The 15856-nt window shown below is 35.6% G+C and carries 10 protein-coding genes; 8 read left to right on the top strand and 2 right to left on the bottom strand.

Annotated features, from left to right (window positions below; all coding sequences use genetic code 11):
* Window positions 1-7: 7 nt before the first annotated feature.
* The gene (locus tag FJR04_RS14095; RefSeq protein ID WP_168495771.1) at window positions 8-2518 is read right to left on the bottom strand and encodes a dynamin family protein; all 2511 of its coding nucleotides are present in this window, start codon (window positions 2516-2518) and stop codon (window positions 8-10) included.
* A 527-nt stretch (window positions 2519-3045) separates the two neighbouring features.
* Between FJR04_RS14095 and proB the strand changes: the two genes are divergently transcribed.
* From proB to FJR04_RS14055, 8 genes are all read left to right on the top strand, one after another.
* On the top strand, window positions 3046-4155 hold the full coding sequence (gene proB / locus FJR04_RS14090) for a glutamate 5-kinase (protein ID WP_168495769.1): 1110 nt from the start codon (window positions 3046-3048) through the stop codon (window positions 4153-4155).
* 68 nt (window positions 4156-4223) lie between these two features.
* Complete coding sequence (locus FJR04_RS14085; protein WP_168495767.1) at window positions 4224-5411, top strand: FtsW/RodA/SpoVE family cell cycle protein; 1188 nt, start codon at window positions 4224-4226, stop codon at window positions 5409-5411.
* 74 nt (window positions 5412-5485) lie between these two features.
* Window positions 5486-7216, top strand: coding sequence for an NFACT family protein (locus tag FJR04_RS14080; protein ID WP_168495765.1), 1731 nt, complete (start codon window positions 5486-5488; stop codon window positions 7214-7216).
* Between the two features lie 480 nt (window positions 7217-7696).
* A complete protein-coding gene (locus FJR04_RS14075; protein ID WP_168495763.1) occupies window positions 7697-8278 on the top strand; it encodes a hypothetical protein in 582 nt (193 codons plus the stop codon).
* 78 nt (window positions 8279-8356) lie between these two features.
* Window positions 8357-8608: a BolA family protein gene (locus tag FJR04_RS14070; RefSeq protein WP_168495762.1), complete on the top strand. Its 252-nt coding sequence runs from the start codon at window positions 8357-8359 to the stop codon at window positions 8606-8608.
* Between the two features lie 92 nt (window positions 8609-8700).
* Window positions 8701-9024, top strand: coding sequence for a Grx4 family monothiol glutaredoxin (grxD, locus tag FJR04_RS14065; protein ID WP_168495760.1), 324 nt, complete (start codon window positions 8701-8703; stop codon window positions 9022-9024).
* A gap of 129 nt (window positions 9025-9153) precedes the next feature.
* A complete protein-coding gene (locus FJR04_RS14060; RefSeq protein ID WP_168495758.1) occupies window positions 9154-13458 on the top strand; it encodes an AAA domain-containing protein in 4305 nt (1434 codons plus the stop codon).
* Window positions 13436-14281: a hypothetical protein gene (locus FJR04_RS14055; protein WP_217359370.1), complete on the top strand. Its 846-nt coding sequence runs from the start codon at window positions 13436-13438 to the stop codon at window positions 14279-14281. The genes FJR04_RS14060 and FJR04_RS14055 overlap by 23 nt, the downstream gene beginning before the upstream one ends.
* Here FJR04_RS14055 and FJR04_RS14050 read toward each other — a convergent pair.
* Complete coding sequence (locus tag FJR04_RS14050; protein ID WP_254445288.1) at window positions 14268-15752, bottom strand: MFS transporter; 1485 nt, start codon at window positions 15750-15752, stop codon at window positions 14268-14270. The two genes, FJR04_RS14055 and FJR04_RS14050, sit on opposite strands and share 14 nt — an antisense overlap.
* Window positions 15753-15856 lie beyond the last annotated feature (104 nt).

Raw genomic sequence — 15856 nt, 5'->3', positions numbered from 1 at the left:
ATCAGAATTAGAACTTACTGTATTCCTCCTTTAGTGTTTTACAAATTGTGTTTATACTATCTTTTTCAATATCAAATTTCTTCCAAAATTCTTTTTCTTGTTCAAAGTTTTCCTCAATAATCATTAATTGCTGTTCTAAAGCACGTTCAGTTAAATCAGTAATCTCATTGACTGATTCTGAAAAAATACTACTGACTTCTTCTAATCTTTGACAAATCCAATCAAATAAAATATTCCATAAACTACCTTTGCCTTTTTCAATACCGCTTAACCATTGTTTCGCCATTAAATCTGGAGATGGTAGAAATAATTCGACATATTCAACGTCCGCAGTAATATCACGAGTTACTGTTTCTGTGTAATTACGAGTAACTGGTCTGCTTTCGGTTCTACTTTTTGTGCTTTTATAACACGAACCACTTTGATAGTATTCTGTGTAATTTTCATATTCTGTCTTTGTACGTTGTACATATTCAGTTTTTTGTCCAACCACCTCCTTTTTCTTAGCACGATTTTGTTTAATCTTATCTTCTAAATCAAACAATTCTTCTGGTAAAGTAAGTGGAATTTGAGATAATTTTTTGAGGAAATTACTGATAGTTGCTTTTTCAATATTAATTGAAGAAGCAAAAATCTCTTCTGATAAGCAAATTGTCAATAATTCAACTTGTTGATTAACTAAAAAGTTTAAAAATTCATAAAACTGTTGTGCTTTTCCTTGTAGAAAAAATTCTGCCCTTGTTGACATAGCTTGTCTCATACAGTGATAGAGTAGCCTAAGATAGCGTTCATCATGTTCAAGTTCTTTCTTAGCAGTTTCATCATCAGCCCTTACACTTTTAAACAAGTATTCTGATTGTGGAGAAAACTTACTTAATCTGCGACTAACATTATCATAGTTTCTAGCAATATCATCAGCTAATGCAGGTGATGTAACTTCCTGAAGTTTATCTCTTAATTCAAAAACTCCTGAATTATTTTTTAAAGCATCCCGCACGGGAACAATTAAATCTATAGTTATATCTGTTCCTACTTTATTAGCAGTGTCGAGTAAAGGGGATAAATTTCCAAATAATTCCTCATGTCTTTTTTTTAGATTAACCATCTTTTTTGGATCATTCGTTTCGAGTATTTCTATTATCAATTCACTTTGTTTCTGAAAATCTTGAATAACTTGATTGATATTTGCCTGTAAATCTCGACGAATTTTAGCTATTTTATCTCTTTCTAGTTCTACTTGTTGTTGATTGTCAATTTTTCGTGTTTGAATCAAAACATCTAATACTTCTGATAAAGCTGAATAGTTTTCAAATACTTCTACTAATGCAGGAAAAATTACCAACTTATCAAATGATTCTTCTACTCTGACCTTAAAACGTCGCCATAGTTCCTTACCTCCACTCCATTCTAAAGAATGAATAAGGATTTTTAACATGGTTTCATCATCAATTATTTCATTATTTTCAACTTTCTCTTCAACTTCCAAAAACCAATATTTTAAATCCTTATTACCTTTAAGATTTAGCTTAATTACTCCAGCACAATCTTGAAACATCTTTTCTAAATTTTCTAATCTTAATTTAGAATCAACTGTTGAAGGTTTATTTAAAGCACCAGCACCCCAAGCACATTGGGCATAATATAAAAGACGAGCATTAAATGGTAAAACATCAGGCAATTCAGCCAGTGATAATGTCTCTTTAATTTCTTCCCTTAACTTATTAATTCGCACTTCTAAAGGTAAATCATCCGCACCACGTTGATCAACTCGATTTAAAATAAAAATCATCGAGTCTGTACGCCCTTGTAAATATTCAACAACCTTTTTTAATTCTTCTAATAATCGTTTTCTATGACTATCATCTATCTGCATATAGTCCAAAGCAACTAAACTAAAAGCCTTATTTACTTGCTGTTGAATAGTTGCCAAATTAGCCCGATCTTGTACTGATTTTAAACCAGGTAAATCAATTAATTCTACGCCTATTCCTGGAGGTAAACCTAATAAAAAAGGATCACAAGCTGGTAATAAAGGAACATAAGCAGTTATTTGGGGTGCAACATATTCGCGTTTTTGTCTGGCTTCATGATAGGAGTGCATGACTGAACGAATACGTTGATATAAATCATCATCAGTTAATCCCGTCCATTCTCCTGTTTCCCAAGCTGCATCTGTGGTTTTTTCAATAATTAATTTTGACTCTTGAGAATGTTTGAGTGTTAAAACTCCTCCACTCATTTCTCCTGCTTCTATGGGGGCAATTTTTCGCCCTATTAAAGCATTAACTATAGTTGATTTTCCAGAGGATGTTGTACCAATAGTAGCAATACGAAAACTGGGATTTTCTAATCTTTCTACCGCTTCTTCAAAAGCATCTAAAAAACCGTCTAAAGCTGATTTAATTCCCGGATCTGCAAATACATCAGGAGAGGAATTAACTAAGTTAGCAATTGAGTTACCTAATTCGTTTAATAGGGTGCGGGCATTGTTTAATTTAGCATCAATATTCATTACCATTCAGTTTCCCTCTGTTATTTTCTAAGCCTAAACCACGAATTAGCTAATCAATGTCTAGTTATGGGAGTATCAATAGTTAATTTATTAACGTCAATCTCACTACTTGATGTAGCAAGAGATATATTAATTAGTATGCAATCATATTTCAACGTGATTGTAAATACTTTGTTTGATTAAGTTTATAGACAAAATATACAAATTTCGTAATGAGATTTCAGTAAAAAACGAATATATTGTTTTATTTTAGACTTAAATAGGATTTCTGTATAAGTATTTATTGTGCTATTTACTGAAAAAGATACAAAAATTCATAAATATTTATAATTCGTCAGGAAAGTAAACCTAAAGAAATACTTAAGAAATTCTATAGTTTCCCCAAAATCAGCGATTATTAATGTTAATAACATCAGGGTCAGCCAAAAAAGACCCTAGCAGATAATAGATAAATATAAACCCGTACAGCGTCAACCTTCACTATAGATGGATTGGCGCTGTACAATTTTTTATGTATCAATGTCAACTGACTAATGACCAAAACAATAGTTGTTAAAATCGGTACTTCTAGCCTAACTCAACCAGAAACGGGACAATTAGCCCTTTCTAGCATTGCTACTTTAGCGGAAACTCTCAGTGATTTGAGACGACAAGGACATCAGGTAATTTTAGTTTCCTCCGGTGCTGTGGGAATAGGTTGTGCGCGGTTAGGTTTAACAGAACGTCCTAAAACCATAGCTTTAAAACAGGCTGTAGCAGCAGTTGGGCAAGGTCGATTAATGCGGATATATGATGATTTATTCACTACTTTACAACAACCCATTGCTCAAGTATTATTAACCAGAGCAGATTTAGTACAACGTAGCCGCTATCTTAATGCCAATAATACTTTTCAAGAATTACTGGGTTTAGGAGTCATTCCCATAGTTAATGAAAATGATACAGTAGCAGTAGAAGAATTAAAATTTGGGGATAATGATACCTTGTCTGCATTAGTAGCCAGTTTAGTAGAAGCAGATTGGCTATTTTTGTTAACGGATGTTGATAAATTATACTCAGCCGATCCTCGTTCCGTACCCGATGCTAAACCGATTAGTTTAGTTAGTAGTATGCAAGAACTGACAGAATTACAGATTCAAACTGGGGGACAGGGTTCTCAATGGGGGACTGGGGGGATGATGACTAAAATTTCTGCGGCTAGAATTGCGATCGCTGCTGGTATCCGTACAGTCATTACCCAAGGGCGTTTTCCCCGCAACATTGAAAAAATTATTCAAGGGGAACTGATTGGTACACACTTTACACCCCAACCAGAACCAACTTCAGCCAGGAAACGCTGGATAGCTTATGGTTTAATACCAGGGGGAAAATTATATTTAGATGCAGGAGCAATTATAGCTATTGTTCAAGGCGGAAAATCTTTATTAGCAGCGGGAATTAAAGCTGTAGAAGGGGAATTTGACAATCAAGAAGCTGTGCAGTTGTATGACAATAATGGACAAGAAATAGCTAGAGGATTGGTGAATTATAATAGCAAGGAATTGCAGAAAATTTGCGGAAGACATTCACGGGAAATTCCGGCAATTTTAGGTTATGAAGGTGTAGATACTGTGATTCACCGAGATAATTTAGTATTGATTTAAGTAGGTAATTGGTAATTGATAAATAAGCATTACCACTGACAACTGACAACTAACAACTGACAAATATTGTGAATCTACTCCGTTTCATACCATTTTTTGATGATTCTGTCTCTAGCTGGGCTTTAGAAGCACGGTTATTGCGCTGGTTAACATTTCTGTGGATGTCTATTGGCTTAATTATCCTTTTTTCCGCATCCTATGTTGTAGCTGATGACCGTCAAGGTGATGGTTTATTTTATTTCAAACGTCAACTTATTTGGGCCTTTGCTGCCTTAATTATTTTCAATATCATTGTTAATTTGCCATTACGGAAAATTTTGGGAGTAGCTCATTGGTTTTTGATATTTTTCCTGATGTTAATTTTTCTAACTTTAGTACCAGGATTAGGAAGAAAAGCCTTTGATGCAGCTAGATGGATAGCCATTGGACCAATTCCTATCCAACCATCAGAATTAATTAAACCATTTTTAGTTTTACAAAGTGCGACTCTTTTTAGTCAGTGGGAAAAACTTAACTGGGGAATTCGTTTATCTTGGTTGGGTGTTTTCTGTCTGGTTTTGTTAGGAATTCTTGCTCAACCTAATTTAAGTACAACAGCACTTTGTGGAATGACAATTTGGTTTATTGCTTTAGCGGCAGGAATACCGACTAAATACTTGGGAGGAACAGCTATTGGTGGGGTAATGTTAGCATTACTCAGTATTAGTATTAAAGAATATCAACGTAAACGAATTATGTCCTTTCTCAATCCTTGGGCTGATGCCACAGGAGACGGCTATCAGTTAGTACAAAGTTTATTAGCTGTAGGTTCAGGGCAAACATGGGGAGTTGGGTTTGGACTTTCTCAACAAAAGCTGTTTTATTTACCAATTCAAGATACTGATTTTATCTTTGCAATTTTTTCGGAAGAATTTGGTTTTGTTGGTGGGATTTTACTATTAATATTGTTAGCCATATTTGCTACTTTAGGATTAATCATTGCCATCAAGTCCAAAAATTTGACATCCCAATTAGTAGCGATTGGTGTAGTGGTTGTCATGGTTGGACAGTCATTATTACATATTGGTGTCACAACAGGTGCGCTACCTACTACAGGTTTACCTCTACCCATGTTTAGTTATGGTGGTAATTCCATGATTTCCAGTTTGGTATCTTCGGCATTATTAATTCGCGTAGCTAGGGAAAGTAGTGAAGCAGAAGTAGTCCCTTTGCGGAGAACACAGCCTGAAAATCGGAAAAGAAGAAGAATGTTATAGTCATTATTTCCGGCTTTTGGGATTTGCTGATAACCTAATTAGTAAGAAAAACTTCGTTATTGTAACTAATTATTTTGCAACCCCTTGACTTTACTGCTTTAACTGCTGCTTGTAGCGAAATCCGCGCGAACTGGTTGCCTGCACGCACAGAACAGGTATATCAACGCGATCGCTATACTATTGCTATTGCTTTACGAACTTTAAATCAACGGGGTTGGCTGGAAGTTTGCTGGCATCCCCAAGCTGCTCATATTTGTATTGGTGATCCACCACCACGTAACCCAGATACTTTTACTTTCAGCCAACAGTTAAGACATCAGTTGGGTGGATTGGCCTTAGTAGGAATTGAAGCTATTTCTCCTTGGGAACGGGTGATTGATTTGCAATTTGCTCGTCGTCCTGGGGAAAACGCTCTCTATCACGTCTATGCAGAAGTGATGGGTAAATACAGTAATGTGATTTTGACTGATGCTAGTAATGAAATTATCACCGCTGCCCATCAAGTTAGTCAGCAACAATCTAGCGTTCGTCCTATCCAAACTGGACAAAATTACGAAACACCTCCTAAACTAACAGGCAAAATCCCTAGTTTTAGCGAGTCTCTAGAACGCTGGCAAGAACGGGTAAGTTTAGTTCCTGGTGGTATTAAACGACAGTTACTCAAAAGTTATAGTGGTTTGAGTGCAGCTTTGCTGGATACGATGCTTTTAGCCGCAAATATTACACCAGATACAAATACTGATGCCCTGACTGCCAATGATTGGCAAAACTTATTTCACCGCTGGCAAGAATGGCTACAAGCTTTAGAAGCAGGTAAATTTCAACCAGCCTGGACAGACAATGGATATACTGTCATGGGTTGGGGAGGAGTCGCACCAGCTAATAGTATTCAAGAGTTAATTTACCGTTATTATACTGACCAGTTGAATCAACAAGTATTTGTGCAACTGCGTCATCAATTAAGTCAGAAATTGGTGAATATTCTCGGTAAATTACGCACCAAAGCCAAAACTTTTAGCGATCGCTTGCAACAATCAGATCAAGCAGAGGAATATCGCCAAAAAGCTGATTTATTAATGGCACATCTCCACCACTGGCAACCGGGAATGCAAGAAATTAGCCTCCCAGATTTTGAAACTGGAGAACTAAGAGCGATCGCCCTCTTCCCAGATAAAAACGCCGTTCAAAATGCCCAAAAGCTTTACAAACAGCACCAAAAACTTAAACGCGCCCGTGCCGCTGTCGAACCACTACTATTTGCAGTCCAAGCAGAAATTGACTATTTGGAACAAGTAGAAGCAACCATTTCTCAGCTAGACAACTATCAAACCCCAGAAGATTTACAAGCTTTAGAAGAAATCCGTGATGAACTAATTGGGCAAAAATATCTAGAAGACCCAGAATATCGCAGCCGCAGCGCCAACACTCCCAGCACCAATTTCCATCGTTACCGCACTCCCAGCGGCTTTGAAGTCCTTATCGGTCGCAATAATCTCCAAAATGACCAACTAACCTTTCGTGTAGCCGGGGATTATGATTTGTGGTTTCACGCCCAAGAAATTCCCGGAAGTCATACCCTCCTCCGTCTAGAACCCGGTACAGTCGCCGAAGAAGCTGATTTACAATTTACAGCCAACCTAGCAGCTTATTTCAGTCGCGCCCGTCAAAGTGACCAAGTACCGGTAGTGTACACCCAACCCAAGCACGTCTACAAACCCAAAGGAACGAAACCAGGACTTGTGGTTTATAAACAAGAAACTATTATTTGGGGAAAACCGCAATCTGTCATTGGTGATAAAACTTAGCTCCCTAAATACTTTCCAGCCTAAGCTGTCACGCATTGAAGAAGAAAAATAAATAGGGTTTCCCCTGCCCCTGCTCCCCTGCTCCCTTGCCCCCCTGCTCCCTGCCTCTTCTGTCATCTACCCTAGAATAGAAAATCTCCTCACTCAGGACAGATATTTTTTAAGATATTTTCATGAAAAAACTGTACTGGCTGTTACAATCTTGTTAAGAAAGGTTGCCCGTTGAATTTTGGGAACGCGCAATTTGGTTTTGACTCTACTAAGAAGATAACGCGAACAACATTTTTTTGAGAGGCCAGCCTGTGGGAAGGTTGGCCTTTTCGTTGCCAAATTCTCCGACTTTCCTGTTTTTTTTGCAAATCACCATAAAAACCACAAAGGGAACAAGCACTAGATCAAAAACGACTTGATGGACAAACAGAGTTAAGATACACAGAGTTTCTCAATATTTTTTATATAATTTTTGCCCTAATGAACCTCATGAATGTTGCTGTTGCGCCCTTAATTCGCTTCACGTCTTTGTCACTTATTACAGTTCTGGGACTGCTATCACCTGCCCAGGCTCAAGTCCAAAACTTATCAGTTATTATTAGTCAAGCACAACCCACTGAAGCAGATAAACCTAATACCCTCAGCCCCACTGGACCTAGTAATAGTGTCTTGAGTATTGAAGGAGGCGATCGCTTAATGAACGATGCAGCCCAAGCGGTTGCTAATCAAAACTACCCCCTAGCAGCCAAAAAACTCCAAGAAGCACGCCAGGTATATAATCAATTATCCAGCTTCTATCAAGACCTAAATTCCAGTTTTGCCGGCATTGATATTCGTGTATCCGATTCCCAACGCCAAAGAGCCTTAGCAACTGCTCAAAAACGAGATGAAGCCACCTATCAACTAGCCTTAGTCCATCGAGCGCAAAATCAGCCAGAATTGGCCGTACCTTTACTAGTACAAATCATCAAAAGTCAAAACCCCACCAGAGAATTAGGTACAAAAGCTTATCAACAATTATTTGAACTAGGTTTTGTGGATGCACCTTATCCTCGTCAAGGTAAGAAATAATCAGCAAATGCTAATGAGCAACAGGCAATCGTTACATATCTGTTAATAATAGAGAAGTAAGTTTTTTCAGGAATTGCGATGATAAGTCCGCAACAGGTGGAGGGAATGATCAAGGCACAACTGCCAGATGCCCAAGTGCAAGTACAAGACTTGACAGGTGGTGGTGATCACTATCAAGTAACAGTAGTTTCATCGCAGTTTGCAGATAAAGGACTGGTGCAACAACACCAGCTAGTGTACGGTGCATTGCGACAAGCTATGTCAACCGACGCAATTCATGCTTTAGCACTTAAAACCTACACTCCTGAAACTTGGCAAGCCACAAACTAATTTAAAATTAGGGATTTTGTCTCAAAAAACAAAATCTAGAATTGTCTCAACTCTTGACTAATCACTTTCAGCAACACAGGAAATAACTAATCATGACACCAGAAACCAAAGAAAAAATTGATAACTTGGTACAACAAAACAAAATTATGGTTTTCATGAAGGGCAACAAATTAATGCCCCAATGTGGTTTCTCTAATAACGTTGTCCAAATTCTCAATACCTTGGGAGTTCCCTTTGAAACCCTTGACGTACTTGCAGATAGTGAAATTCGTCAAGGAATCAAAGAATATTCAGAATGGCCTACAATTCCCCAAGTATACATTAACGGCGAATTTGTTGGCGGTTCTGATATTCTCATTGAAATGTACAACAAAGGTGAATTACAACAAGTTGTAGAAGTAGCACTAGCTTCTTAATATCAACTATTAGGTGTAGGTTGGGTTAAGGAACGCAACCCAACACCTGATATATCTTAAATTATGATATGATTTCAGATTTATTTTTGAACTTTAAATTATTTATTACTACTATTATTTATCAAAACTATGAATAGTAAAACAAAGATAGAAGATTGCGGTTATACGTTCATAGGTTCAGCAGTTGATAATTTAGTTCGCCATTTTGAAGGTCAATCATCACTACAATTATATCCTGACTTTCGAGAACGGCGAGAACGTGCTAATGAATTATTATTTGATTTAGTGGGAAAAACCCCCGGCTTGTTTTATATTCGTCGTCAAGGAACAGGTAAAGAACCAGGAGAAGAAATTTGGGAATTAACTATAGCTACAGATCAAGATAACTTTCAATTACCACCAAGACTCAAAAAACTAGGTAAAACTTTAGGAATGAAAGCTGCTATTCGTCAAGATGGAAATGGCGGATTTAAAATTTTATCAGCTTATTTAATCCAAGAATCGCGGGGAAACATTGACGGTTATGCTTTACCTTATTGGTTGCGGCTAATTCCCAATCATCAACATCGTTTGGATATTCCGAAAACAGTATTGGCAAAAATAAAAAATATGCCAATTTGCGGAAATCATGTCCCTACAGAAGATCAACTCAAAGCCTGGAAAGCCTTTTTAAAAGTTGAAGAACGTATTGCCAAATCCCGACAATTTTGTGTATCTTTCCTCAGTCATAATTACGGCTCAAATTCCCGACAAATCGCTTTAGAACTTAAAGTCAATTCAGCCACACTAGACGGTTCTGAAGAACATTTTTTAGGTGTAGAGAACTTTTGGGAACGAGTAAAAAAAGCCAAAAATCAGGAAGTGAAATTTTTAGATTCCGTACCTACCGACAGAAATCGCCGTAACAGTCGTCAACTAGGAACTATTGAAAAAATTGATCAAAAACATAATCTGGTTCATATTCGATTAGAACGTGAAATAATCGAATATATAGCTAAAGGTAATTATCAACTTCCTAATAAGGGGTACTTATTTTTTGATGCTGCTGGAGACATCAAACAAATTGAACGTAAAGAAAAAGCTTTAGAACAATTAAGACAAGGACGCACACAAAACCCCTATTTGGGTAACTTCCTATTTGACGCTTCTCAAGCTAGAACAATTACAAAAAGAATTAAACTAAAATCCAAAGACTTATTATTATCTTCTGCTAATCCTGGACAAAAAGCCGCAGTCGAAAAGGTACTTTCCGCAGAAGATTTAGTTCTGATTCAAGGACCTCCAGGGACAGGAAAAACTACCGTAATTGCCGAAATTTGCTATCAAGTAGCATTGCGCGGGGGAAGAACATTAATTACCTCTCAAGCCAATTTAGCAGTTGATAACGCTCTCAGTCGCTTAGTTCACAATCCCGTTATTCGCGCTGTCAGAAAAGGACGTGCTGAAAAAGTGGGAGAAGAAGGACAACCATTTTTAGAAGATCAAGTAATTGGTACATGGTTGCAAAACACCGCTACCGACTGTGAAAATAATCTCAGTCAACGTCGAGAGAATATCACAAACATCAATAAATTATTACCATTATTACCACGATTTACAGATTATTTTCTAGCTGAAGAAGAATTAAACCAACAACAAAATGAACTTAAAAATGAGAAAGAAAATTTAGAGACAAGTTATCAAAATCAAGAAATTGAATATAATCAAAGCTTAGTAAATAAAAATGAAATTGCATCCTTAATTACTGGGTTAGAAAATATTCTAATAAATACCACAAACATAGACTGGGAATCTTCAGAAATGAAAGATTTTTTACCCCGTATTAAGCCTTATACAAAAAATAACAAAGAAGTAGAAGATTTTCGAGAAAATGTCCGTCAAGCTATTAAATATATTGAAGAACTTGGTTTTGTGCATCCAAGTTTAGGTGCATTTGGTTTAGCAGTTTGGTTACAGGAAAATATCACAACACATCTTTCTGAATTTAAAGCCGGATTAAAAGATGCGAATAATCTGGCTTTAGCTATTTCCGAAGTAGCAGAACTAGTTTATATTTTCCAACAGCATTCTCTGGCTTTGGAGAAATTAGAAACAGATCATCAAAAATCTAGTAACCAAAACGATTTACAGCCAACAATTAAAATTTGGGAAAATCGCAAACGGGAAATTGATTATATTGTTGAAGCCATTGTTGAATGGAAACCTACAGCTTATAATAATTTGTATCAAGCATTGAAAGAATGTCAAGAATCTGATTTTGAATTAACAGAAAGTATGGTAGGTTTACCATTAGGTTTATTGATGTTTGCGAAAACATTAAAATTAACTATTGTTCCCCAAAATTATCAAATCAGTTTACCAGAGTGGGGATTATTAACAAAAGCCCTATCTTATGAAATAGCCGGGAATTTTACGGATAGAAAAGGCAAAAAACATGATTTTAGTTATTTTTTACAGCAAAGTTTTAGCCAAATTCCCATAGTATTATCAAAAAATGATCAAATTAAATGGCAAAAAACCTATCAAGAATTTCAAAATTATCCACTTCTCAACCCCAAACAGCGAAAATTGCTAGTTGAAAATACTCAAGTATTTTTAATTAGATTGGAAAAAACCTATAGTAAATCCTTTGAATGGAATAATATTGAAGCGACTCTTACCCGCATTACCCAAGAATTACTAGATATTATCTTAGTTCATGCGCGTCAGTGTGTTTTAAGAGTTAAAACCGAAGCTGAACAACAATTAGAAATTTTACAACAGCAATTTCAAGAACTTCCTCAAAATGAAATTTCCTCAGCACAAATATCTGAAGCTAAAATTCAGGTAAAGAAAACTAAAGAATCTGCTAATTTAAAACTTGCAGAACTTATCAATAACTTAAAAGCACTTCATAAACAGCCAAATATTCCCAATCCATTCCGGGTTTTAGTAGAAAAATACCTAAATAGACAAGCAAATATTTGGGAAAAACCCCAGGAATTTTGCCAACAAGTTAAGTTTTGGGAAAATCGCATTAATCAACTAGATACTCTGATTTCATCCTTCAAACCTTTTACTATTTTAGAAACAATTAAAGACTCGTTAAACCAGGAAAGTATAAATTTGCAAGAAGAAACTAATATTTATACACAAGAACTTGAAGAACTGCAAATAAAAATATCTGATTTACAAAAGAAATTACAATTACAGTTATCAGATAGTTTAATTAGAGAACGGAATTGGTGGGAGTCAATTTGGCAAACAATACCAGATAAATTAAAACCAGAATTATCTAATGATAATTTATTTGATTCAGACTCTTTATGCACTATTCAAAATAAATTCAAGTCATGGAAACGACAGCTAAAAAGTGAAGAAAATTATCTGCATAAATATCAAAACTTTGTTCAAGATTGGGTTGCAAAATTGCGTCAACCTTCAGAACGAGATAGCAAAGATTTAAGGGGAATTTATTTAGATAATGCTAACGTTGTTGGTATTACTTGCGTTCAAGCTGCAAATTATAATTTTTCTGAAGAATTTCAATCTTTTGATGTTGTGATTATTGATGAAGTTAGCAAATGCACTCCTCCAGAATTGCTAATTCCAGCTTTAAAAGGTAAAAAATTGGTCATGGTAGGAGATCATAGACAATTACCACCTATGCTTGATACTAGCACTGTGGAAGAAGTTGCTAAAACAATGGGTAATTCTAGAGAAGAATTGCAATTTTTAGAAGAATCCTTATTTAAAAGTCAGTTTGAAACTGCTGATAAAAGCATTAAAAAAATGCTGAATACTCAATATCGAATGCACCCCATGATTATGGGAGCAATTAATCAATTTTATCATGGTAAATTAGAATGTGGAATTTTAGAACCTGATACTAAACGCGCTCACAATTTAGCAGGTGAAATTATTCAACCATATCATCATTTAATTTGGGTGAAAATGCCGAGAGAAAATGAGTTTCAAGAAGAACGAAATGGAACTTCATTTTTTAATACTAAAGAAATTGATGTGATTGAAAGTATCTGTCAGCAGTTTGAAAATGTTTGGGTTGATAAAGTTGCGAATGGAGAAGCTAAAAAAGAAATAGCTATAATTACATTTTATGGCGCTCAATTAAGAAAAATTGATGAACGTCTACAATCTGAACTTTTCCCTTCTTTACAAATTAGAACGGGGACAGTTGATAGATTTCAAGGTATGGAAAGAGCGGTGGTAATTGTGAGTATGGTGCGGAATAACCCTCAAGGAGATGTGGGATTTGCAAATAAACCAGAACGGGTGAATGTGGCTTTTTCTCGCGCTCAAGAACTACTGGTAATTGTCGGTTGTCACGATTTATTTACAGCTAAACCCGGTACAGTAGGAACTATGTATTCTGAAGTTGCAAACACTGTTAATGATCATGGAGGTTTTATTGATGTTTCCTGCTTCTGTAGTTAAACCGATTGATGAAAATTTAAAATATATAGTTGAGAAAATTGAAGCTGAAAATTCTTGTTTATCAGTTTTAGCAGCGAGTCAATTTCGCTATACGGTAACTCAAAATTCTTTAGAATTAACTATTAAAGAGCCTCGCAAATTTAATGTTTTGGAAGAGTTTATTATTCGTGCTGGTATGGAATTTAATCCTCCCCCTACAGCTAATGAATTAGCTTCTATCTTAGGACTTGATTCTGTATTTGTAAAAAGTACGATCGCTAATCTTCAATCTTTACAAACTCTAACAGATACACCTCAAATTACTGTCACCGCAGAGGGAAGTTTATTCTATGCACAAGGTTCTGTACCTAAACCTCCATACTCTGTGCAAATTTACGCTATTACTGATAATTTGGCAGGAAAAATTACATTTCAATATGAATCATTAGATGATGTTGTCATTAACCAACCAGATTTAGCAAAATTTGTGAATATTGAAGAAAAAATGCCGGCAATTTCTAGTTTAGAACTTACAGATATACAGGAAATGATTCAATCTGCAAATTTACCTCTTCATGTTCCCGCAGAAGGAAAATTTATTACTGATTTTAAGGTGCGAGGTACAGCACAAACGGTGGGAAGAAACATTTCAATCTTTGTAATTTTTGATGGAAATCAAGATCAGTTAAATATCCAAATCAGAAGCGGTAAAGAAATTATAGAAGCTGCTACAAAGAAAATGGCAGAATTGTATAGTGCAGAAAAGATATGTTTAGAAGAATTGTGTCAATTATCTGAAGAAACTATCAATTTACAGCGAGAAATAAGTCTTAATCAGAAATGAGCTTTTCTGGTGATACTGGCTTTTCTTTAAACCACCATAAACAAATAGCAACTACTATGGAAACAAGTAAAAGAATGGCAATAAACAGAAAGGTAATTTGTGTTCCTAAGACTAATGATGCAATTGGTGCAGTAGTGACATCAATATTTCTAGTTAATTGAGTGTTTTTAAGAGTTACAAATGAAAATATAGCCCCCACTAATGGTACACCTACAGTTTGTCCTAATATCCTTGATAGTGATAATAAACCTGAAGTAATACCTAAACTATCTTTTGGTGCTGCTCCCATAATGGCGCTATTATTAGGAGATTGAAACATTCCTATTCCTAAACCATAGGGGACAATCGCAATCATATAGTTGACTATAGTTAATTTTGTGTTAAAGGTGCTAATTAAGAAACACCCTATAGCCATTAAGACTAATCCTATTAGACTAATAATCCGTGAGCCAAATTTATCAGAAAGAATTCCTGCGATAGGTGCTGTTAAGACAATAATAATCGGTGGAATTGCTAATAAAAAACCAGTTTTGTCAGGAGGATATTGTTTGACTAACTTAAAAAAGAAAGGAAGGATGAAAATTGCACCTGCAATCACTAAGTTACCTATAAATCGCAATCCTAAACCTAAACTTAAATCGAGGGAGCTAAACATCTTCCAATCTAGAATAGGGGTTAAAGCCCGCGTTTCTACTAACAGGAAAAGGACTAAAGAAATAATAGATAATAATAGTAAAAATAGGACAATATTTAAGTTATAATTTTGCTCTTCTAATAAGGTTATTCCCAAAATCAAGCAGGTTAACATTAATGTCAGAAAAATTGTTCCTATCACATTAAACTGCTGTTTTTTGCCATTGATAATAGAAGATGGGACAAAATAGGCTACAATTAAAATCCCTAAAATTCCAATTGGCACATTAATAAAGAAGATTAAAGGCCAGTCTCCTAGAGTAATTAATATCCCTCCTATTGTCGGTCCTAGCATCATACCTAAACCAAAAACTCCAGCCCGAATACCTAAACCAAGCCCTCGTTCTTCTACTGGAAAAGCTTCTACAATCATTGCTGTTCCCAGTCCTGATATAAATGCAGCACCTAGTCCTTGAAAACCACGGAAAGCTATTAATAAACCTATATTTGGTGCAAGTCCACATAGCAAAGAGCTAATTGTAAACACTATCATGCCGATAATGTACAACTTTTTTTTGCTCCACATATCGCCTAATTTAGAAGCACTCAAGACAAAAATAGATATTGCTAATAAGTAGCTCAATACCACCCATTGACTAATTGCAAAGGTAGTATGAAGGGATTCTACCATAATTGGTAGAGCCAGATTAACTATATAAACATCTAAGGAAAAAATGAATACACCAATACTCACGCCCAGTATAGTCCACCACTTACTAGTAACTTGTGTTTTTTGCTTGACCTCACTACATTCCTGTTCCTGAATTTTTAATATCATTATTATTTTCTCTATTTGAACCGACAACATTTGAATATCAAGACTTTTTTTGGATGTAAAAGCTCTCTTTACATCCAAAATAATTGGTAAGGTTAGTTTTTATT

This window comes from Anabaena sp. UHCC 0204, from assembly GCF_009711975.1.
GTDB lineage: Bacteria > Cyanobacteriota > Cyanobacteriia > Cyanobacteriales > Nostocaceae > Dolichospermum.
Note: the sequence above shows the minus strand (reverse complement) of the source record. Positions and strands in the feature narration are given on the sequence as shown.